At 64.6% G+C, this 21,615-nt stretch carries 14 protein-coding genes; 9 read left to right on the top strand and 5 right to left on the bottom strand.

Going from position 1 to position 21,615, the window contains the following annotated elements:
- The first annotated feature begins 50 nt into the window (after window positions 1–50).
- The 5 genes from BAY61_RS33110 to BAY61_RS25170 all read left to right on the top strand — a co-directional run bounded on the left by BAY61_RS33110 (window position 51) and on the right by BAY61_RS25170 (window position 6,296).
- The gene (locus BAY61_RS33110) at window positions 51–311 is read left to right on the top strand and encodes a hypothetical protein (RefSeq protein ID WP_143021391.1); all 261 of its coding nucleotides are present in this window, start codon (window positions 51–53) and stop codon (window positions 309–311) included.
- Between the two features lie 413 nt (window positions 312–724).
- Window positions 725–2,467, top strand: coding sequence for a CHAD domain-containing protein (locus BAY61_RS25180; RefSeq protein WP_143021392.1), 1,743 nt, complete (start codon window positions 725–727; stop codon window positions 2,465–2,467).
- On the top strand, window positions 2,464–3,168 hold the full coding sequence (locus tag BAY61_RS33955) for a serine/threonine-protein kinase (protein WP_338061478.1): 705 nt from the start codon (window positions 2,464–2,466) through the stop codon (window positions 3,166–3,168). Before BAY61_RS25180 ends, BAY61_RS33955 begins: the two co-directional genes overlap by 4 nt.
- Window positions 3,165–3,809: a cellulose-binding domain-containing protein gene (locus BAY61_RS33950; RefSeq protein WP_338061479.1), complete on the top strand. Its 645-nt coding sequence runs from the start codon at window positions 3,165–3,167 to the stop codon at window positions 3,807–3,809. The genes BAY61_RS33955 and BAY61_RS33950 overlap by 4 nt, the downstream gene beginning before the upstream one ends.
- A gap of 81 nt (window positions 3,810–3,890) precedes the next feature.
- Window positions 3,891–6,296, top strand: a complete 2,406-nt coding sequence (locus BAY61_RS25170; RefSeq protein WP_091806991.1) for an HAD-IC family P-type ATPase — start codon at window positions 3,891–3,893, stop codon at window positions 6,294–6,296.
- A gap of 173 nt (window positions 6,297–6,469) precedes the next feature.
- Here the strand turns inward: BAY61_RS25170 and BAY61_RS25165 are convergent, their stop codons facing one another.
- Together BAY61_RS25165 and BAY61_RS25160 are read right to left on the bottom strand one after the other, a co-directional pair.
- Window positions 6,470–7,552, bottom strand: coding sequence for an IS630 family transposase (locus BAY61_RS25165; RefSeq protein WP_091806993.1), 1,083 nt, complete (start codon window positions 7,550–7,552; stop codon window positions 6,470–6,472).
- 56 nt (window positions 7,553–7,608) lie between these two features.
- Complete coding sequence (locus BAY61_RS25160; protein ID WP_211323602.1) at window positions 7,609–8,031, bottom strand: MarR family winged helix-turn-helix transcriptional regulator; 423 nt, start codon at window positions 8,029–8,031, stop codon at window positions 7,609–7,611.
- 2,511 nt (window positions 8,032–10,542) lie between these two features.
- Between BAY61_RS25160 and BAY61_RS34070 the strand changes: the two genes are divergently transcribed.
- Window positions 10,543–11,109 (top strand): dimethylamine monooxygenase subunit DmmA family protein, encoded by a 567-nt coding sequence (locus BAY61_RS34070; protein ID WP_425439991.1) that lies wholly within the window; start codon window positions 10,543–10,545, stop codon window positions 11,107–11,109.
- 154 nt (window positions 11,110–11,263) lie between these two features.
- On the top strand, window positions 11,264–12,112 hold the full coding sequence (locus tag BAY61_RS25155; RefSeq protein ID WP_091806997.1) for an SAM-dependent methyltransferase: 849 nt from the start codon (window positions 11,264–11,266) through the stop codon (window positions 12,110–12,112).
- Window positions 12,113–12,422: 310 nt separating this feature from the next.
- Here BAY61_RS25155 and BAY61_RS25150 read toward each other — a convergent pair whose 3' ends face one another.
- Window positions 12,423–13,142, bottom strand: a complete 720-nt coding sequence (locus tag BAY61_RS25150; RefSeq protein ID WP_245865415.1) for an SDR family NAD(P)-dependent oxidoreductase — start codon at window positions 13,140–13,142, stop codon at window positions 12,423–12,425.
- A gap of 362 nt (window positions 13,143–13,504) precedes the next feature.
- On the opposite strand from BAY61_RS25150, the gene BAY61_RS25145 reads away from it, so the two are divergent.
- On the top strand, window positions 13,505–13,963 hold the full coding sequence (locus BAY61_RS25145) for a response regulator (RefSeq protein WP_170140224.1): 459 nt from the start codon (window positions 13,505–13,507) through the stop codon (window positions 13,961–13,963).
- Window positions 13,964–13,989: 26 nt separating this feature from the next.
- Window positions 13,990–18,120, top strand: a complete 4,131-nt coding sequence (locus tag BAY61_RS25140; protein WP_094168523.1) for a HAMP domain-containing protein — start codon at window positions 13,990–13,992, stop codon at window positions 18,118–18,120.
- A gap of 281 nt (window positions 18,121–18,401) precedes the next feature.
- Here the strand turns inward: BAY61_RS25140 and BAY61_RS25135 are convergent, their stop codons facing one another.
- Both BAY61_RS25135 and BAY61_RS25130 read right to left on the bottom strand, forming a co-directional pair.
- Entirely contained in the window at window positions 18,402–19,499 is a 1,098-nt protein-coding gene (locus BAY61_RS25135; RefSeq protein ID WP_091807005.1) for a glycosyltransferase, read from the bottom strand.
- A gap of 78 nt (window positions 19,500–19,577) precedes the next feature.
- Window positions 19,578–21,503, bottom strand: coding sequence for a primary-amine oxidase (locus BAY61_RS25130; protein WP_091807472.1), 1,926 nt, complete (start codon window positions 21,501–21,503; stop codon window positions 19,578–19,580).
- Window positions 21,504–21,615: the final 112 nt, after the last annotated feature.

Here is a 21,615-nt window from a genome sequence, read left to right as displayed (position 1 = left end):
CGACGGTGATTGTGGCAGTGCGAGTGCGGTGAGCCGTGTGCCGGTGTGCCGTGCGCGAGTCCCCCGCCCAGGTCGCCGAGTTCTGCACTCAGGATGCCGAGATCCCCACCCAGGTCGCCGAGATCCGCGTCCTGGCCGTCGAGATCTGCATCCAGGTCGTCGAGATCCGCATCCGGACCTGTGAGTTCGGCGCTGATGTCGGTGATTTCCGCGTCGGCCCGGCCGGGTCTCCACCGCCACCAGTTCACCTCGCTCGCGCGATTCGCGCCCGGCTCGCACCCGCTGGGCCTGCCTGCGGAAGCCGGTGCTGATCCGCTTTCGGCCGGGTGACCGTGACCTGGTGAAGCCCCGCGAATCAGGCGCGAGTGGATCGGCCTGCCCGCGGATCGAACGGTCACCGCGCGTGGCCATGCGTTGTCACCCACATATGACCGTGGGTCATTGCCGGTAACCGTTCCGGCCATGTGTCCGAGCGGCTGGCGGGGTCAACGGGTCCGGCTGAGGGTTTCGAGATCGAGCGCGGATCTCGCCGACCCGAATGCGGATCTCGCCGACCTGGGCGGGGGACTCGCGCACCCGAGGGCGGACTCGCCAGGTCGCTGGCTTGCCGGACTCATCGGACGTGGGCTTGGCTTTCGGAAGCCGAAACCGGGGTTCCCGGTGGCGTGGCCTGGTTATACTCGGTTTGGCTGGGCCTTGAACGACTACTGTGGGATTTGTTGCCGTGCCTCAAGAATCGCCACCACCGACCCTGCGCTGGCAGGGAGAACCGACTCGCGGTGACGAGGATTCCGTGCTGGCCGCGCTCGAACCCGCCACGGCGAAGCGGTACTCGTTCGAGGCCGGACGTCGGCACCGCCAGACGATCACCTACCTCGACACCGTCGACGGCCGGCTTCGCAAACACGGGCTCGAACTGCGGCATGAGCGGGCATCTGGCGCCGGAATTCTGATAGCGGAGCGACTGGCCACCACACCGGCACAATCGGGCGAAGCGACACAAGCCACCAGTCGGCATGCAATGCCGCACACCAGCGCGACACAAGCCACCATGACACAAGCCGCGTCGCCCCAGCCGGACTCGGAGCAGCGTGCTCCAGCGCAGGCCACGTCAGACCACAACGACGCGACACCCGCCACCGCCGAGCAACCGGCCCAGCCGACGCACCCGACCACTCGCCTGACCGAACCGCCACGCTGGCCCGCGAGAACCGACCAGTTCCCCGACGGTGAGGTCCACGACGCCGTCGCGGAAGCGATGTGGGTCAGGGCCGTCGCTCCAGTCGCGGAAGGGCGGCTCACCACTCGCGATGTCGCCGTGCGTGACAAAGAGGGTGCGCTCGTCGCGCGAATCGCCTGGTTGGAGTTCACCGGCAAGGAGCCGGTCGCCACCCCGCCCCTGGTCAGGGTCGTGGTACGACCCGAGCCGGGGCATCGCCGCGACGCCAAGCGGGTCGCGAAGGCACTGCGCAAGGCGACCGGGTTCGGCCAGGCAGAGGAGACGCTGTACGAGCAGTTGCGGCGCGCCCAGCGCACCGAGCCCACCAGGTACCGCCTTGCGGTGTCGGCTGAGCTACCAGCCGACGTCGCGGTCGCGACCTCTCTGCTCAGTCACGCCGACGCCATCGCGGACAACGTCGACGGTGTTCGTGCCGATGTCGACACCGAATTCCTCCACGACCTGAGGGTGGCGGTGCGGCGGACGAGGTCGCTGCTCAAACTCACCGGGGACGTGCTGCCGAGGTCCGTCGGTGAGCGATACCGGCAGGAATTCAAATGGCTCGGCGATGTCACGACGCCGACGAGAGACCTCGACGTCTACCTGCTTGAACTGGACGAACTGGCGGCGGGACTCGTCGCGGGAACACCGGACGACCTCGCCCCGTTCGCGGACCATCTGCGCTCCGAGCGCGCGAGGGCACAGCGGGCGCTGACCAGGACGCTGGGCACGAAGCGGTTCACCACGCTGCTCAAGAATTGGTCTTCGGTGCTCACTGGCGTCGTCAACGAGCCCCGCTCGGTCGAAGACATGGAGAGCTTCGTGGCTCAACGGGTTCCCCGCTTCACGGCCAAGGTTCTCCGCAAGGCGGGCGCGATCACCCCGGAGTCCTCCTCGGACCAAGTTCACGACCTTCGCAAGCGATGTAAGGAACTGCGTTATCTGCTGGAGTTCGCGAAGCCGGTCAGCGAACCGGCTGGTTACCGGACGGTCCTCAAGGAACTCAAGCGTTTGCAAGACATTCTCGGTTCCTTTCAGGATGGTGAGGTGCAGAGCGCGGCCTTGCAGGCTTTCGGAATGAGGATGCAAGACGTGGGAAACCCGCCCGCGGCGACGCTGCTGGCACTCGGCGAAGTCTCGGCACGCATGGTCGAGCAGCAACGCGCGGCACGGGCTGATCTCACCGACGCGCTCACTCGGTTTTCCGGCAAACTGCCAAGGGAACGGATCGAGGCCATGTTGTCGTGACCGACGATGGCGAACTGGTCGCCGAGCGTTACCGCTTGCTCGCCCTCGTCGGCAGGGGCGGTATGGGGACCGTCTGGAAGGCGCGCGACGAGCGGCTCGATCGCGTCGTGGCCGTCAAGCGGCTCGAAACGGGTTCCGGCGAAGTCGCCACCGGCGAGGCGGTTCGTCGCGCGGTCAGGGAGGGCAGGGTTGCCGCCAGGCTGAGGCACCCGAACGCCATCGGTGTCCACGATGTCGTGGTACACGACGGAAAGCCATGCCTGGTCATGGAATTTCTTCCTGCTCGCAGCCTTTCCGAGGTGCTCGCCGAACGGCAGCGGCTGCCGGAGCGGGAGGTCGCGACCATCGGTGCCCAGATCGCGGCCGCGCTTGCCGAGGCTCACGGTGAAGGCATCGTGCACAGGGATGTCAAGCCAGGCAACGTACTTCTCACCGGCGAGGGCGTCGCCAAGATCGCGGACTTCGGTATTTCCAGGGCGGTGGGGGAGGCGACGGTAACCGGAGACGGCCTCGTCGCGGGCACACCCGCTTACTTCGCGCCCGAGGTGGCGGACGGCGAAGCCGCGGATTTCGCCTCGGACGTATTCTCGCTCGGCGCGACGCTTTACGCCGCGCTCGAAGGGCGGCTTCCTTTCGGGGACAACGACAATCCCATGGTTTTGCTGCGCAGGATATCGGCGGGAAACTCACGCCGCCCGTGACACAAGGGCCACTCACCGACGTACTGCTGCGGATGCTCCGGCACGAGCGGGCGGCAAGGCCGAGCATGGGCGAAGTGCGTGACGCGCTCTCCGCCGTCGCCGAAGGCGAGGCGGTCTCTCTGCCGCCGCCTCGTACGCCGACCTTGGTGTTGCCTTCGGCACGACGACCGAGCAGGCGCGCCCTTCTGGGCGCGGCAGGCGGCGCGGCGTTACTCGCCGCCGGTGTCGCGATCGGTGTGATCATCGCGGCGGGCGACGAAGGTGACGGCGACCCCGGCCCCGCTATCGCCGGACCGACCTCCAGCGCTCCGGAGCCGCCCGAGCAGCGGTGTGTTGCCAGCTACCGGGTCACGAATACGTGGCCTGGCGGCTACGAGGCCGAGGTGACGGTTCGCAACACCGGCACCGAGCCGCTCACCGGCTGGAAGGTCGGCTGGCTACCGCCGGAAGGGCAGTCGGTGGACAACCTGTGGAACGGGACGATTTCTCGATCGGGTGCCGAGGTCGAGGTCAGCAACGCCGACTGGAACATCACCATCGAAGCGGGTTCGACCGCGAGCTTCGGGTTCACCGGGAGTACCGCCGGGACCGGTTCCACCGGCATCGTCACGCCGCCATCGGTGTCGTGCTCCTCGGCGTAGCCGACACCTTTCAGGCGCGTCCGGTCGCTCACCAGCGTGGCTGGCTCGGTGCGCGAGAGCCCGGCTAATACGCTCAGGCCTATGGCAGTCGAAGACCGGGGTACCGCGGGTGACATCGTGCGCGGCCTCAGCGCGGCGCAGGTCGCGGAGCGGATCGCCGATGGCCGGACCAACGACGTCCCCGTCAGGGCGAGCCGTGGTGTGTGGGACATCGTCAGGGCGAACGTCTTTACCAGGATCAACGCGATCTTCGGTGTGCTGTTCGTCATCGTCATGTCGACCGGGTACTGGATCGACGGCATGTTCGGCGGGCTGATCATCGCCAACAGCGTCGTCGGCATGGTTCAGGAACTGCGTGCGAAAAGGACACTCGACCGGCTCTCCATTGTCGGACAGGCGAAGCCGACGGTGCGGCGCGACGGTGTCAGTTCGGAGCTCCCTCCCAACCAGGTCGTCGCCGACGACATCATCGAGATGGGGCCTGGCGACCAGATCGTCGTGGACGGCGAGGTCGTCGCCGCCGAGGCGCTCGAAGTGGACGAATCACTCCTCACGGGGGAGTCCGACCCGGTTGTGAAGGAACCCGGCGACGCGGTTCTTTCCGGCAGCTTCGTCGTCGCGGGTTCGGGCGCCTACCGGGCGACCAAGGTCGGTAAAGAAGCCTATGCCGCGAAACTGGCAGACGAGGCCAGCAAGTTCACGCTCGTCAAGTCCGAACTGCGCGGCGGAATCGATCGCATTCTCAAGGTCATCACCTACCTGTTGATTCCGGCGGGCGCACTGTCCATTTACAACCAGCTTTCCGGCAATCAGGACTTGCCCGAGGCCCTGCGCGGCATGGTCGCCGCGCTCGTGCCGATGGTGCCGGAAGGGCTTGTGCTGATGACGTCGATCGCCTTCGCCGTCGGCGTTGTCCGCCTCGGCCGCAGGCAGTGTCTCGTCAACGAACTGCCCGCCATCGAGGGCTTGGCCAGAGTCGATGTCGTGTGCGCGGACAAGACGGGCACACTCACCGAAAACGCTATGAAGCTCGGCGAACTGCGGCCGTTCGGTGCCAATGGGGAGCACGCCGCGAGGGTGCTCGCCGCGCTGGCCGTAGCCGATCCTCGGCCGAACGCCAGCCTCGCGGCGATAGCGGAGGCGTTTGCCGATGATCCCGGATGGACCGCGACGGCTGTCGCGCCGTTCTCCTCGGCCCGCAAGTGGAGCGGAGCGAGCTTCGGTGAGGAGGGTGACTGGGTACTCGGCGCTCCCGATGTGCTCCTTTCCTCGGACAGTGAAGTAAGAGCCGAAGCCGAACGGATCGGCGAGCAGGGCCTGCGTGTGCTGCTCCTCGGCAGAGCTGAACAGGCCGTCGACGCGCAGGGGGCGCCGGGAGTGGTCACCCCTGCCGCCCTCGTGGTGCTCGAACAGAAGGTGCGTCCTGACGCCAAGGACACAGTGGACTACTTCGCCACGCAGAAGGTCGCCGTCAAGGTGATTTCCGGCGACAACGCGAAGTCGGTGGGCGCGGTCGCCGCCTCACTCGACCTGCCGCACGCGGAACAGCCCGTCGACGCGAGGACACTCGGCGATGACAAACGCCTCGGCGAGGAAGTCGAAACGGCGAGCGTGTTCGGTAGGGTGACGCCCGCGCAGAAGCGCACCATGGTCGGCGCGCTACAGGAGCACGGGCACACGGTCGCCATGACGGGCGACGGTGTCAACGACGTCCTCGCGCTCAAGGATGCCGACATCGGGGTGGCCATGGGGGCGGGCAGCCCCGCCACGAGGTCGGTCGCCCAGATCGTATTGCTCGACAACAAGTTCGCGACCCTGCCCCATGTCGTAGCCGAGGGTAGGCGGGTCATCGGCAACATCGAGCGGGTCTCCACGCTGTTCCTGACCAAGACCGTATACTCCGTGTTGTTGGCGATCATGGTGGGTGTTCCAGGGCTCATCGGGCTCGACGTACTGCCGTATCCGTTCCTGCCGAGGCATGTGACCATCACCGGCTGGTTCACGATCGGCGTCCCCGCTTTCGTCCTGTCGCTCGCCCCCAACGCCGAAAGGGCGAGACCCGGCTTTGTCAGCAGGGTCATGCGGATGGCCGTCCCGGCGGGTGTCGTCACCGGTGTCGCATGCTTCGTCTCGTACGTGCTGGTCTACAAGGGACAGGGGGCGACCGAGACAGAGACGATTCAGGCCAGTACGACCGCTCTGATCACGCTCATCACGATCGCGCTGTGGGTGCTGAGTATCGTCGCGAGGCCGTTCGCGTGGTGGAAGGTCGGGCTCATCGCGATCATGGTTGTGCTGTCGGCGCTCATGTTCGTCGTGCCGTTGACGCAAGAGCTGTTCTTGTTGGACCCCAGCAACGGAGCTGACACGGCGATCGCGTTCGTGTGTGCCGCGGTGGGGATCGTGCTGGTCGAGCTGGCGTGGTGGATCGACGGACGACGGCGGGGTGAGCGAAGGCGGGTCTTCGCACTCTCCGGTGCGAGCTAGGTTGTATCTGCTGATCCTCCGCCGTGCGAGCGGGGACCAGCCTGGTTCTTCGCGAGGTCGTGTAGGACTGGGAAGTCCTCGTACCGGGTTGCACTCGGGCTTTCCGGTAACGCTGCGAGGGGTCGTGCTGGTCGCTGGCCCGCGCGGCAGGCTACGGGTTTGTCAGCCACGCCCTAGTGTTGTGCGCCTGAAGTTCGTTGGCAGAAGCGATTGAGGCTGTCGAGGATCTCGTCGGTGGTCTTGGTCCAGACGAAGGGCTTGGGGTTGTCGTTCCAGTGCTTGATCGAGGTGCGGATATCGGCTTCGAGGGCCTGCACGCTGGTGTGTACGCCGCGCTGGAGGAGTTTGGTGGTCAGTTCGGCGAACCAGCGTTCAACGATGTTGAGCCAGGACGAGTAGGCGGGCACGAAGTGCACGTGGAAGCGTGGATGGGCGGCCAGCCAGCGTTGGATGGTGCCGGTCTTGTGGGTGGCGTAGTTGTCGCAGACCAGGTGTATGTCCAACTCGGCTGGTACCTGTTTGTCGATCTTGTTGAGGAATTTGCGGAACTCGATCGAGCGGTGCCGTCGGTGCACGGAGGAGATGACCTGGCCGGTAGCCACATCGAGGGCGGCGAACAGGCTGCTGGTGCCGTGGCGAACATAGTCGTGGCTGCGGCGTTCGGGCATGCCAGGCATCATCGGCAGCACCGGCGCTGACCGGTTCAGTGCCTGGCTCTGACTCTTTTCGTCGGTGCAGAGCACGATGGCCCGCTCCGGTGGGTCGAGGTACAAGCCCACCACGTCGCGGACCTTGTCGAGGAACTGCGGGTCGGTCGACAGCTTGAACGTCTCGGTGCGGTGGGGCTGCACGCCGAAGGCATTCCAGATCCGCCCGATCGTAGACGGCGACAGACCCGCCCGATCCGCCATCGACCGGCGCGACCAGTGCGTGGCGTTGGCCGGTGTTTCCTCCAGCGTCGCCACGATCACCTCCTCGACCCGCTCATCGCCGATCGCGCGGGGCGCTCCCGGCCGCGGCTCGTCCTCCAGGCCGTCCAGCCGGTCGGCCACGAACCGCGACCGCCACTTGCCCACCGTCGGCCGCGACACCCCCAACCGCACCGCAACCTCCACATTGGACAAACCCTCGGCGCAGGCCAGCACGATCCGACACCGCAACGCCAACGCCTGTGCACTCTTCCGCCGCCGCGCCCACCGCTCCAGCGTGGCCCGCTCGTCCTCGGACAACACCAACTCGGCCTTCGGCCGCCCCATCGCCCTCGCCACAGGCCCAACCTACCACTTAGACAACGAACTTCCGACCCACAACACTAGCTCCGGTTGTTGTCGACAAGTTGCTGTAGTGATGCGGTCATGGTGTCGAGGCCATGGCCGTTCAACTGGCGGTCGCCCCAGTCGCGTAGTGGTTGCCGTGCCTGATGGATGCGCTGTGCGAGTTTGCGGCCCTGTGTAGTGAGCGTGAGCTGGACGTTGCGGCGATCGTCAAGCGCGGCCCTTCGTCGGACGAGACCCGCGGTGACCAGCCGGTCGACGAGTCGGCTCGGGTTTCCGGCTTCCGCCACGACGTGCGCCCCGAGTTCCTTGACGGAAAGGGGTTGCGACTCCGCGAGCACCAATATGGCCTCGGCCTGAGCCACGGTGATGTCGAGGGGGCGCAGCGCCATGGCGAACCGCCGGTTGATCTCCCGGTGGGCCGCTTTGACCGCGAGTACGAACTCCAGCACTTCGTCCACCGCGCAAGCGTACTGGGCGAAAAGCCTTGGCGGGCAAAAGAAAGTGTGCGTCATAGCGTCTCATGACATATCGCGTAACTGGAGTGCTTTTCGCAAGTCTCGTCCTCTGCTGCGCAGGACCTGACCTCATGCCACCAAATTTTGCGCCCCGTGCCTGCTAGTTCGAGTCCGTACCCGCGAGGTCCGCCTTCAGGACGCCGGATTCCGCACCCGGGCTGGCGACTTCAGCGTCGGGGTTTGTCGACGTCAGCATTGGGGGTCGGCGGGGGGCCGCGTTAGGGGCGATGGGGGTGGGTTGGACGGAGTCAAGTCAGCGTTCGGACATTTCGCGTCGGGGGTCTGGGATTCGCGAGTGCCCGGTCCCGGAGGTGCCGGACGCCCTGGCCTGTTCGGCCGGGGCCGGTCGGGCGGGGTGGCCGGGCGGGGATGGCAGGTCGACGAACTGGCCTTGGCGGATTCCCGGCGGCCTCAGTGGGTGGGCGCCCCGTGCGCGAGGTGTGTAAACACGCGACGGTGCCAGCAGTTTCGTGTGCACAATCTTGCCCCGGCGGCCCCGGTGTGGCCATGGACCGGGTTCCCATACTGGCCGAGTCGTCCACCTGCCGAGTCGGCGAACTGATCGTACGCTCGCTCCAGTCCGGATGCGGGTCGCGCGTTATGTCCCGATGAAACCGGTGCGGACTGTCTCGTTTGGAGCCTGTGACAGCGCGGGGCCGGATCGCCGAGTCATCGCGTGCTGATCCGCGTCGATGGGTCGTGCCATGAACCACCTCCGTTTCTAGCAGTGCGTCAATAGGTCGCCCATGTTGTTGGTGAGAGTGCATCTCAGTCGCCTGGATGCGCCCCTCGCGCTCCTTGCGTCGAATTCGTCGTCCCGGACGCATGCCTCGCGGGTACCGACACCGGATTCGCCCGCCCCGGCACGTCGATGCTGTTTGGTGACTGCCCGGCAACCGATTGGAGTTCCCATGTGAAGCACGCTTGCCTCGTTGCCTCGTTGCCTCGTTGCCTCGTTGCCTCGTTGCCTCGTTGCCTCGTTGCCTCGTTGCCTCGTTGCCTCGTTGCCTCGTTGCCTCGTTGGCCGCTGTCCCGCCCTGATTTTCCGGGCTCCGTGCGGCGGCTCGCCTCGCCGTTCCGCCGTACCCGCCGTACCGCCGGATTCTTGCCCGTCGCAGCCCCCGCCCGTTGCGTCGCTATGGCTTGCCCACGCCCGTCCCGCTGGGTCCGGCGACGTCGTCCCGTTGTGTCTTGGCCCCGTTCCTATGGGTCTGACGTTCCGAGCTGTACGTCACCTCGTCTAGCCCGGTGATCGAGCGCGTGGTGCGTGTGGACTCCGTCCGATCTTCTGCTTGTTGTCAGGTTGACCACGGCTTGTTCGGCTCGCTGATTCTTCCCGTGATTCTCTTTGTTGCGTCGCGATGCACGGCAACATGCCCTCACCATCGGACCTGACGGCGACGTCGCCGGGCCTGTCTTGGCCGCTGAATTTCTCAATGAAGTACTGGGATTTCACGAAACCATCCTTGTTGATGTGCTTGTTCATCCGGGTTGCTAAGACCGTGTTTGAGGTATGCCAGCGAGATGCTGTCGCGTCTTCTTTCACTGCTGATCCACCACATTCCTTCGAGGGAGCCGAATCGTACTGGAGTTACGTGAGGAGAGTGGCTGACTTTTGTTGTGTGCAGCCAAAAGTTGTGTTCTTGAGCAACCGTTCCTTGGGCGGTTCGGGTGGGTGGTGTGGAGACCATGTTTCCATCATCGTGACGCGAGATCATCACTCAAATGTGTAGAACACTTGTTCGAGTATCTTGCTACAGTGAGTGTATGACCAACGAAGCCATCAGGTCGGCCCTCGGGGCCGACGCACAAGAAAAAGGCATACTCGCGACGCTCATGCGACCGCGGTGCCGAGGGGGTCATTACTTGTCCGCCACCAGAGTGATCATGTCAGCGCGCGATCATCATCCACCCTGACTTGAGGTGGACGTCAGTGTTTCTGGTCGTCGAGTTGGCGTCGTAGTTCCGGCAGGTTCCGAGGATCCAAGCTGAGGTGAGCTTGTTTTCCGGTGCTGTGAAGAATGCTGCCCCTGCGTACTCGAACTCTTACCGTGGCTGGCATGTCGACGAGCGTGCCATCGTGGTGGCCACTGCAGAGAAGCCGCGCCGCCGCTCGGGTCCTTCGATGAGCTTGTTGTGAAAAGTCTGAGGAGTGGTTGCGGATCATGTCCCGGTAGGTTCGCCAGTCGTCAAGTGTTCTCGTCTCGGCGCCAAGTGGGCCGCGAAACGCGAAGTCGTCAGCGAGGATGTCCTCTCCAGCTGAATCGTGTTCATAAAATGTCACAGCACGCCGAAAAGTAACCATCCATCGAAAAAGGTAAGTCGAGGGTCCCTGTTCTCGTTGTTATCTGAGCGATTGTCTCTATTGTAAGTTGTGGAGGTGTTATCCAAATGATTCGAGTGCTGTCTTACCTGTTGACTGGCCTGTTGGTTTTCGGGCCTTGATCAGTGCCGATGCAGGACCCAGATTTTCTGTCGAGCTGCATCGATGTGTCGGTGGCCTTTTGGGTGGGTATCGTCGACGGCGTGAGCCAGAACGGGAGCAATGTACCTCGGTGGATGACAGAGCCGCCCGGTGTTGATCCGGCTGGGGTGTCATTCGGAATGGTGGCTTTCGGTGATGCCGCGGTTCCGGTATTGAAGCTGTGGACTGAAAGTGTTTCTTCGAGATGTCCACTAAGGACTCTTCGTGCCAGGAGAGCGGATGAGTCAGCTTTGGCGGTGCTTCATTGCTGGCTGGCAGAAGCCCGGGTCGGTTGGCGGTTGATGCTTGCAGGATCGGAGGTCGATGTTCTGGTTGCGAGGTCCGAGGTGGTCGCGTACGGGGCGGTCGAGGCGGAGATTCGGATCTATGTGACCTCAACCGACCGGAAGCGGGTCTACTGCCCGCAATGCCGAACGGTCACCGAAGCGGTCTGTGTGACAGGGCAGAGGGTGGCGTGTGAAGGCTGTGGTGGCTCTCTGCGTGTCGACACACATGTGTCGAGGCGTCACGGTGCCTACCTTGGTGTGTGCGACTGAGCTGTCTGGGTTGATGAGCGGTGCTGCATTGGGTGAGCCGCTGAACTCGTCTTGTGTCGGAGGTTGGCATTTGGAGTAGTGACCACTACGTGGGGAAACCGGACAGTGACCGCTAAGGTGCGGGGAGGGCCCGGAATACGCCAGAGGAGAACGCATGTCCCAAAATGATCCCCAGCCCGTCCCGGAAGGTGTGGATCTGGAGCGGCCCAATCCCGCTCGGATCTACGACTGGTACCTCGGGGGAACGACCAACTGGGCCATCGACCGGGAGTTCGGGGCCAAGGCCGTTGAGACGTTCCCGATGGTGAGGACGCTTGCCAGGGTCGGGAGGGAATACCTCGGCCGTGGTGTCCACTACCTTGCACAGCAGGGTATTACGCAGTTCCTCGACTTGGGGTCCGGTGTTCCGACGGTCGGCAACGTGCATGAGATCGCCGACGCGGTCAACCCGGACAGTCGGACGGTCTACGTCGACAATGAACCAGTGGCGGTCGCGCACTCGCGAGTGCTGCTTGAGAAGCAGGGTGATCTCAACAGGCACGCGGTGCTGCATGGTGATCTCAGGAACGTAGAAGACATCTGGGAGCGCGCCATGGACACCGGCGTGCTGAACCCGCACAAGCCGATTGGGTTGATCGCGGTCGGGGTTCTGTACTTCTTCGGCCCTGATGACGATCCGCATGGCGTGATCACGCGGTATCGAGACTTGCTACCGGCTGGTTCGTACTTCATGTCCTCGCACATGACCATCGATGGAGTTCCGCTGGAAGGTGAGGACAAGCGGGAAGAAGTGCGCCGACAGTACGAGCGTTCCAGTTCCCGGTTGTTCGTGCGCAGCAAGGAGGAGTTCGCGAGGTTCTTCACCGGCTTCGAACTTGTAGACCCCGGAGTTGTGTGGATCCCGCATTGGCGACCGGATGAGTACCCTTCGCCTGCGAATGAGGAGTATCTCGACCAACCGGCTGCCAGCAGTGCGTTCGCCGCACTGGGCCAGAAGGTGTGAGGCACTGACTCTGCTTGCGGCAGTGGTCGCGCCGGAACCGGGTGGCCGGCTGGACGACCGGCCACCCGGTTTCCGCAGCCGAGCCAGAGCGGGTCGGGGCCACTCCGGTCCGGCGGCCTGGTGAGGGCGTCGGGCAGGGGCCCATGACGCCTGCGATCACTGGGGTTTGCGTACGGTTACGAAGGATGACGGTGTGGTGTGGCTGTAGCGGCTGTGCTGGTTACGATCATTGAAGGAGCGAGGGGGCTCGGCTGAGGCCATGGCACTTGTGGTGAGCTGAGGCTGTGGCGACAACTTCCCCGCTGGAGTTTCACTGCGCGGCGTAGCCGCCATCGACCAGGTGGTAACTGCCGGTGATGAACGAAGCCGCATCGCTGGCGAGGAAGGCGACGAGTCCGGCGACTTCCTCGGGCTTGCCGAGGCGCCCGAGGGCGTGCTTGCTTTCGAGGAACTCCTTGGTCTCGTCGTCGAGATGAGCGTCTACGAGCGGAGTTTTGATGAAACCCGGTCCGACGGCTACGGAGCGCACACCCTGTCCGGCGTATTCGAGGGCGATGTTCTTGGTCAATCCCAGCAATCCGTGCTTGGCCGTGACATAAGCGCTTGACGTCGCGAAACCAACACTTCCCAGCACCGAGGACATGTTGATGATGGCGCCGCCCCCGGCGGCGGCGATTGCCGGAACCTGAGCTCTCGCCGCGTAGAACACAGCGTCGAGGTTGACGGCGAGTACCTTCCGCCAATCTTCTGTCGTGACTTCGGCGATCGGTGCCGCGGTGCCTCCGATTCCGGCGTTGTTGACGGCTATGCGAAGGGGGCCCATTTCACCGGCAGCGGTGATACTGCGGTTGACGACGTCGATGTCCGTCACGTCGCCGGTGAACGCGGTGGCCAGCCCGCCAGTTGAGGTGATTTCGTCGGCGACTTTCTTCGCGTCGTCTTCGCGAAGGTCGAATACCAGTACGGCCGCGCCACTTTTCGCGAGTTCCAGTGCGATGGCCCTACCGATGCCGGAGCCGCCTCCGGACACGATTGCAGACCGGTTCGAGACATCGTAAAGCGCCACGGAACCCCTCCGTTCGAGCGTGCTCGGAGTTCTACCCGAGCCTGTGTTCTTGGTGTTGTGGTGTAGAAGCCGATGCGTCTCGGCGTTAGGCACGATAGCCGTGCCGTTGGGGGCAAGCCATTCGAAATCGAATGCCGCGAAGTGGAATTACGTCTCAAAAGGACGATGAGCAAGGGATTCCGAACCAAGGGGCCATTGTATGGATCAGGTGAGCTGCTGGCGTGGAAAGTGTCGCCTAACCGATGGACACTGCCTTAGACTTTTGCTTGCGCGTGGTCGACGACCGGCTGCGCTGCAGGGCACCCGTGCAGCCGGAGGTGATGCGTGTGCCTGCGTTCTCGTCTGACGACTCGGCTGAAGCCGAAGACGTGGCAACCGTCAGGCTGATGCTTGTCGAGGACCACTCGATGGTGACGATGGCTCTTGTCTCAGCCTTCGAGTCGGTCGATGACATCGAACTCGCGGGGCAGGCCACCTCCATCGGTGAGGCCGTCGAGGTCATCGAAGGAATCAGGCCCGGTGTCGTACTGCTCGACCGCCGGTTACCCGACGGGGACGGTATCGACGCGATAGCGGAACTGCACCGGGTGTCACCGGAAAGCAAGGTGCTCGTATTCACCGGAGTCGCCGACAGAGAAGTCGCCGAACGTGTCGCCGAGGCCGGTGGCGCCGGTCTGTTGTTGAAAGCAGGCAGGCTTGAGGATTTGTTGGATACTATCCGGCGCGTCGCGGCCGGTGAGGTGTTTTTCGACGTCGAGGTGCCAGGTCGGCCAACCGGCCGTTGACCCCGCTACGCAAAGGGAGTGCGCCGATGAATGAGCGACCGTCCACATCGACGCGGAACAATGAGCGTCTCCTGCTGTTGCTGGACGGGCTCAAATCGGTGCGTGACGGGGACTTCAGCACGCGGCTCCCCGGCGTCGACGATCCGTTGCTCGATGAGATTTCGACCGTTTTCAACGGCATGGTCGACCAACTGTCGGTGTTCACCTCCGAGGTCACGAGGGTGGCGAGAGAGGTGGGCACCGATGGCAAACTCGGTGGCCAGGCGACGGTACCCGGGGTGTCGGGCACGTGGAAGGACTTGACCGAATCGGTCAACGCGATGGCAGGGAACCTGACCGCGCAAGTGCGGGACATCGCGGGTGTCGCCACCGCGGTCGCGAGGGGTGATCTTTCGCAGAAGATCACCGTGCAGGTCAGGGGAGAGTTGCTCGAACTCAAGAACACGATCAACACGATGGTCGACCAACTGTCGTCGTTCGCCGACGAGGTGACCCGGGTCGCGCGTGAGGTCGGTAGCGAGGGACGCCTCGGCGGGCAGGCCGAAGTTCCCGGTGTCGCCGGTACGTGGCGGGACTTGACGACGTCGGTGAATTTCATGGCTGGGAATTTGACGGCGCAGGTGCGCTCGATCGCGGAGGTCACCACTGCGGTGGCCAAGGGAGATCTTTCGCAGAAGATCACCGTCGACGCGCGTGGTGAGATTCTGGAACTGAAGTCGACGATCAACACGATGGTGGATCAGTTGTCGTCGTTCGCCGACGAGGTGACGCGTGTTGCCCGTGAGGTGGGCACCGAGGGCATCCTGGGCGGGCAGGCCCAGGTTCCCGGTGTCGCCGGTACGTGGCGGGATCTGACGACGTCGGTGAATTTCATGGCTGGGAATTTGACGGCGCAGGTGCGTTCCATCGCGCAGGTCGCCACCGCCGTCGCCAGGGGAGATCTTTCGCAGAAGATTACGGTGGATGCGCGTGGTGAGATTTTTGAGTTGAAGTCGACGATCAACACGATGGTGGATCAGTTGTCGTCGTTTGCTGATGAGGTGACGCGGGTTGCGCGTGAGGTGGGTACTGAGGGGCGGTTGGGTGGTCAGGCTGATGTGAAGGGTGTTTCGGGGACGTGGAAGGGTTTGACCGAGTCCGTGAACGTGATGGCGGACAATTTGACCGATCAGGTCCGCTCCATCGCGCAGGTCTCGGCCGCGGTCGCGCGCGGCGATCTTTCCCAGCGCATCACCGTCGAGGCCAAAGGTGAGGTCGCGGGGCTGGCGCAGACGATCAACACGATGGTCGACACGTTGTCCGCGTTCGCCGACGAGGTCACGAGGGTCGCGCGTGAGGTAGGTACCGAGGGCATCCTCGGCGGGCAAGCCAGGGTGGCCAATGTCGCCGGGACTTGGAAAGACCTCACCGACAACGTCAACTCGATGGCGAACAACCTCACCGGCCAGGTGCGGTCGATCGCGCAGGTCACGACCGCGGTGGCGAGGGGGAACCTCTCGCAGAAGATCGATGTCGATGCCAGGGGTGAGATTCTCGAACTAAAGACGACGATCAACACGATGGTGGACACGCTTTCCTCGTTCGCGGCGGAGGTGACGCGAGTTGCTCGTGAGGTTGGCAAGGAGGGGCAACTCGGAGGTCAGGCTGAGGTCGAGGGAGTTTCGGGAACCTGGAAACGGTTGACCGAGAATGTCAACGAGCTGGCCGGGAATCTCACGCGGCAGGTGCGGGCGATCGCGGAGGTCACCAGTGCCGTCGCGACGGGAGACCTGACCAGGTCTATCACCGTCGAGGCGAAGGGTGAGGTATCCGAGCTCAAGGACAACATCAACGCGATGGTGCGGTCGCTGCGCGAGACGACGTTGGCCAACCAGGATCAGGATTGGCTCAACACCAACCTCGCGCGGATATCGGGATTGTTGCAGGGGCACCGCGATCTGCGTGCGGTCACCCAACTGATCATGAACGAGCTGACCCCGCTCGTCGGAGCACAGTACGGAACGTTCTTCCTCAAGGAACAGGGTGAGCGGCTGCGTCTGCTCGCCAGCTATGGCGGTGCCGAGAGTGGCCAGGGGGCCACCGAATACGAGTTGGGGCAATCATTGCTGGGGCAGGTCGCCAGTACCAGGAAGGCGATCCTGGTCGAGCAGACCCCACCCGACTACGTCCGGATCTCGTCCAGTCTCGGTTCCGCGCCACCGGTGAACCTGATCGTTTTGCCCATCGTGTTCGAGGAGCAGGTCGTCGGCGTCATCGAACTGGCCTCCTTCACCAGATTCTCCTTGGTGCAACGGGATTTCCTTGAGCAGCTCATGGAGAGCATCGGCGTCAACGTCAACACGATCGTGGCCAATGCCAGGACGGATGTCCTGCTTGAGGAATCGCAGCGACTCGCGGCTGAGCTGAGTGTGCGGACCGAGGAGTTGCAGGCACAGCAGGCGAAACTGCAACAGTCCAATGCGGAACTGGAGGAGAAGGCAGAACTGCTTGCCAGGCAGAACCGCGATATCGAGGTGAAGAACTTCGAGATCGAACAGGCGAGGCAGGAGATCGAGGAGAGGGCGCAACAACTCGCTCTCACCTCGAAGTACAAGTCGGAGTTCCTTGCCAACATGTCGCATGAATTGCGCACCCCGTTGACAAGCTTGCTGATCCTCGCCGGGGTGCTCTCGCAGAACTCGACTCAGAACCTGACTCCCAAGCAGGTCGAGTTCGCGAAGGTCATCGAATCGGCGGGCACGGATCTGCTGCAACTCATCAATGACATCCTCGATCTTTCGAAGGTCGAGGCGGGCAAGATGGACATCCACCCCGAGCTGGTCGAGTTGCGGCAGCAGGTCGAATACGTGCGTACCACGTTCCAGCCGCTCACCGCGGAAAAGGGGCTTGAGTTCGAAGCCGTCGTCGACCCCGATGTCCCCGAGCAGCTCAGCACCGATGAGCAGCGACTGAGGCAGGTGCTGCGCAACATGCTCTCCAACGCCGTGAAGTTCACCGAGAAGGGGAAGGTCAAGCTGCGGGTGCGTCTTGTGCCTGCCGACCAGGTTCCCGGGGGTGGTGCCGACGATCCGTGGCTGGCTTTCTCCGTCATCGACACCGGAATCGGGATCGCGGAGGAAAACCTGAGCACGATCTTCGGTGCTTTCCAGCAGGCGGACGGCACCACGAGCCGCCGATACGGTGGCACGGGGCTAGGGCTGTCGATCAGCAGGCAGGTGGCGAATCTGCTTGGCGGGGAGCTGAGGGCGCAGAGCCGACTGGGTGCGGGTAGCACGTTCACGCTCTATGTACCGGTGACCCCTGATTTCGACACCGCGGTCATCGATATGGGGGCCCGGCCGGAACCCGTGCTCGCTCGCAGGGTGCTCGTTGTCGAAGCGGGTGAGGATCAGTTGCTGACGTTGCTCGTGCGAGGTTTCGCGACGGATCTCGCCGACGCGAGGGAGGCGGTCGATGTCGAGTCCGTCGCCATGCCAGACGAGGCGATGGAGCGATTGGCGGCGGGGCCGGTGCAGTGTGTCGTGCTCGACGCGAGCCTTCCCGGAGCGGCCGCACTGACGTTCCTGCAACGGCTCGCGGACGGCGACTACCGGGTTCCGGTACTTGCCCATCCGACCCGCAGATTGAGTGCGGCGCAGGAGAGGCTGATCGAAGCCCATGTCCGCGACCATGGTGTGCTGTTGTTGTCCTCTTTGGACGAACTTCGCGAGCGCTTCCTCGGGTTGCTTCCCGTGACACCGGAGCCGGAGCCGGAGGTCGTCGAACCCGTTGCGTCGGGTTTGCTCGGACGAAGGGTGCTGCTCATCGACGATGACGCGCGCAATGTTCTTGCCATCGCGGAGATGTTGAAGCTGCACGGGTTGTCGGTGGAGCACGCGCCGAACGGGAGGAAAGGTATCGAGGCTTTGCGGGACAGCCCGGACATCGACCTGATATTGATGGATGTGATGATGCCGGAGATGGACGGCTATGCCACGACCGCCGCGATCCGCAGGATGCCCCGGTTCGGTAGCTTGCCGATCATCATGGTGACCGCGAAGGCGATGGCGGGTGACAGGGAAAAGAGCCTGGCGGCCGGGGCAAGCGACTATGTCACGAAACCGGTTGACGCCAAAGAATTGCTGACCTGTATTCGGCGGTGGATCGCCGCGGCGTGAGGGTTCCGCTCGTGTTCGAATCGGCTCGCGGGTGACGGGCTCTGGTCTTCTGGTCGGGTGGAGCGTCCGGCGTGGCTTGCTTGCCCGAATGCGGCTCTCGCGTGCCTGGGTGCGGATCTCGGGTACATGAGCGCGGATCTCGATGGCCTGGGCGCTGATCTCGTCATCCTGAGTGCGGATCTCGACGACCTGAGTGCGGATCTCGGCGGGCTGGGTGGGGGCTCGCGAGGTTGGCACGTCGGCCCAGCTGCCTCCCCGCCGAGTTCCGGGTTCCGGGATGCTCAGGCGGGGTCGGCGACGAGACCGGCGAGCCGGTCGGCCACTTCCTCCGGAGAGGGCATGGCCGCGATCTCGGCTCGCACCTCGGCTGCCGCCGAGGCGATGGCCTCGTCGGCGACCAGTTCGCCGAGCAGGCCGGGGGTCACCTCAGCCGACTTCGCGGCCAGACCTGCTCCCCGCGCGCTGATCAGCCGGGCGTGCCGCGCCCTGTCGCCCGCTCCCGGCTCGACGAGCTGGGGAACACCCGCCGCGAGCGCGGTCAGCAGGGTTCCCGCCCCGCCGTGGTGCACTATCGCGGCACACGAACCCAGCACCGTCGGGATGGGTATCCAATCGACGAACCGGACGTTGCCGGGCATGGGTTTTCTCGCGAGCGCTTTCGGCGGGCGGACCAGGACGAACTCGGCGGGAACCTCGGAGGCGGCGGCCGCGACGGCGGCCATCAGCGCACCGCCGCCAGGGCCTTGCACGGTGCTCCGGCTCACGAGCACCCTCGGTGGGCCGGGGGTGGTGAGCCATCCTGGTACCGGCCCCGAGCCGCTGTAGGGCACGTAGCGCAGCGGCCAGCCGCCTTCCGTGGCGAGCACGCTGCGTGGCGCGGTACGCAGCACCGTCGAGGGTGCCGCGACCTTGCTGCCCATGCGCCGTGCGGTCGCCTCGGTGAGGGCAGCACCGTCGAAGAGTGACGTGTCATGCACGACCGCGGGAATGCCGTACCGGTCGGCGGCGATCGCGGCGGAGGCCGCGAGGGGTTCGTGGACGATCAGGTCGGGCTTCCACCGGTCGGCCACGGCGAGTACGTCGGCGAGCATGCTGGTGTTGACGGAGCCGAAGAGCCGGGAGACGAACCCGAGGTCAGCGGCGCCCGCCGCCTCGACCCGTGCCAACAGCGGGTGTCGCAGCGCGACACCGAGTCCAGCCCTGCCGAGCCGGACGCGGGCACCGACGTCGGCGGTGGTGAGCCCGGCGTCGGCGACCGACAGCGCGGCGCCACCGGTCGCGAAGAGCACGTCGTGACCGGAATCCCGCATCGCCCTCGCGAGCGGAACCATGGGAAAAGCGTGCCCGAGCAGCGGTGCCGAGACGAAGAGCAGTCGCATGGGAACCTCCTCGCCTCGATACTACACATGTAGTACGGAGGCGAGGAGGCCCGTGCGCGTCCCGTCGGAGGGAGCCGTTCAGTCCGCGCAGTGCCCGCCGTTGCCGCCCGAGGGGACGTCGAGGGTGGGGTTGCGGTCGAAGAAGCCGAACGGGCGCAGCGTGAACCCTGCCCTGTCGACCGGCATGACCGGCCAGTCCTCGGGGCGCGGAACGTGAGTGAGCCCGAACGAGTGCCACAGCACGATGTCCTCGCCGTCGATGTCCCTGTCGGCGGCGATCCAGGCAGGCAGTCCAGCGCCGCCGGGATTCTGGTTGACGAGGTCGCCGGCCGGATAGCGCTCCTCCTCCGCGTACCTGGTCACCCAGAGGTGCTTCGTCGCGAACGTCGCTCTGGCGTGAATGGAGGACGACTCGTCGGCGAGTAGCGGGGGCTGCCCCTCCGGTGACAGCACGTAACTCACCGGTTGCCCGAACCGGTTGTGCTTGTCCGGGTTGAGGATGTGCCAGGTCCTGCCCGCGCGATTGTCGGCGAGCCGTCCCGCGACCGATTCCGACGTCAGCCGTATGCGCCGGGACCGGAAGGCATTGCCGTGTGGATTGCCTGGACCGACCGGTACCCGCTCCGGTTCCACCTCGTCGACGGCGTTGCGGTCGCCGTCGACGGTCATGTCAAGTCGTGCGCAGAAGAGGTGCTGGTGGAGCGGGGCGCCGAGGCCGGGAGCGACCTCCGTGGCGTAATCGAAACCGGCACCGTCAGCGCCCGGGTAGGCGCTGGTGAACGTGACGCCGGTTGCCTTCGTTTCCAGTTGGATGGTGCCGTCGAGGTAGAGGTACCAGTAGAACCCGTAGTCGTAGTTGCCGATCGTGGTGAAGAAGGAGATGACGAGCCTGCGCTGCCTCCTGGTCTCCCGCGTACCCGAGAACAGGTCGGTGTGCTTCCACAGCACGCCGTAGTCTTCCTCGTGCATGCAGATCGCGTTGCGGATGGTGCGAGGTTGCCCGAGGTCGTCGGCGACGGTCGCGTCGAGGTAGTGGATCTCGCCGAGGCAGTCACAACCGAGTTCGAGCGAGTTGGCGTAGCGGGCGAACATGTACTCGCCACAGTCGAAGTAGTTCTGCCAGAACCGCACCGGTGAGGGATCGGCGTAGGGGACGACCATTTCGGCGATCGAAGCCCGGTACAGCAGGGGGCGGTCGTGGAAGGACAACTGGTGCAGCGTCAGTCCCTCGCGTTCGTTGAACCCGAGCCGCAGTCGCCAGTTCTCCCACCGGACCACGGAGCCCTCTACGGTGAAGCTGGGTCCCTCGGGCTGGCTGATCTCGATCGGTTTCAGCGTTGTTCTCGCAGGGCCGGTGAAGGCGGGGTCGTCGAAGTTGCCCTGTTCCTGCGGAACCGGGTACTCGTGGTGGTCGATGATCCTGGTGACGCGGCGGCCGGTGAGGTCGACGTAGGCAACGAGACCGTCGACGGGATGTGCCCACGGCAGGTCCTTCTCGTGGAACTGCTGGAAGCCGAGTGACCGCACGATGCGTTTTCCGCTTTCGCCCGGTTCGTCGTAGTGGCCTGCCGACAGCGGGACGGCTCGCACGGTTGCCGGGTCGAGGCCACGTTTGGCCAGTGCTGCTGTCCATCGCTCGTCGGCGTTGAGGATGTCCTCGATCAGTTCGAACTCGGTGTCGATGATCGGTGGCTGCCCCTCGGTCGCCGGATCTATGTCCACAGTGGAGTCAATGGTGTTCCTGGTCGTCGAGACGATGACGGAGCGCGATGCTCCGGTGCCGAGATCGAGCAGGATCGCCAGGAACCGGCGGTCGAGGTCGGCTCTGCCGGTGAACGTTTCGACGGCCCTCTTGCCGGGTTCTCGCAACCCGAGGTAGGCGAAGCGGACGTGTTCGCCGAGAAGGCCATCCCTGGTCAGGACTTCTCGAACGGCGTCGACCTCTGCCGTGGTCATGGGGTCGAGTGGGTGAGTGGTGTCGGTTCTGTGCTCGGCGATCGTCATCTCGACTCCTGTTCGCTGGAGCGCAACGGTGCCGTTCAGCATGGCAGTTCGCCGGTGTGATCGCCCAGGTTCGGATGGCGCGTTACTCCACTGATGTCCGATGTGGACAGAA

Source organism: Prauserella marina, assembly GCF_002240355.1.
Classification (GTDB): Bacteria; Actinomycetota; Actinomycetes; order Mycobacteriales; family Pseudonocardiaceae; genus Prauserella_A; species Prauserella_A marina.
This window is presented reverse-complemented; position numbering and strand designations above follow the sequence as displayed.

Coding starts and splice junctions, on each gene's coding strand:
- BAY61_RS25155 (WP_091806997.1), top strand. CDS start 11,264: ATGTCCCAAAATGATCCCCAGCCCGTCCCGGAAGGTGTGGATCTGGAG.
- BAY61_RS25130 (WP_091807472.1), bottom strand. CDS start 21,503: ATGACGATCGCCGAGCACAGAACCGACACCACTCACCCACTCGACCCC.
- BAY61_RS25170 (WP_091806991.1), top strand. CDS start 3,891: ATGGCAGTCGAAGACCGGGGTACCGCGGGTGACATCGTGCGCGGCCTC.
- BAY61_RS34070 (WP_425439991.1), top strand. CDS start 10,543: ATGCAGGACCCAGATTTTCTGTCGAGCTGCATCGATGTGTCGGTGGCC.
- BAY61_RS25165 (WP_091806993.1), bottom strand. CDS start 7,552: ATGGGGCGGCCGAAGGCCGAGTTGGTGTTGTCCGAGGACGAGCGGGCC.
- BAY61_RS25140 (WP_094168523.1), top strand. CDS start 13,990: ATGAATGAGCGACCGTCCACATCGACGCGGAACAATGAGCGTCTCCTG.
- BAY61_RS25135 (WP_091807005.1), bottom strand. CDS start 19,499: ATGCGACTGCTCTTCGTCTCGGCACCGCTGCTCGGGCACGCTTTTCCC.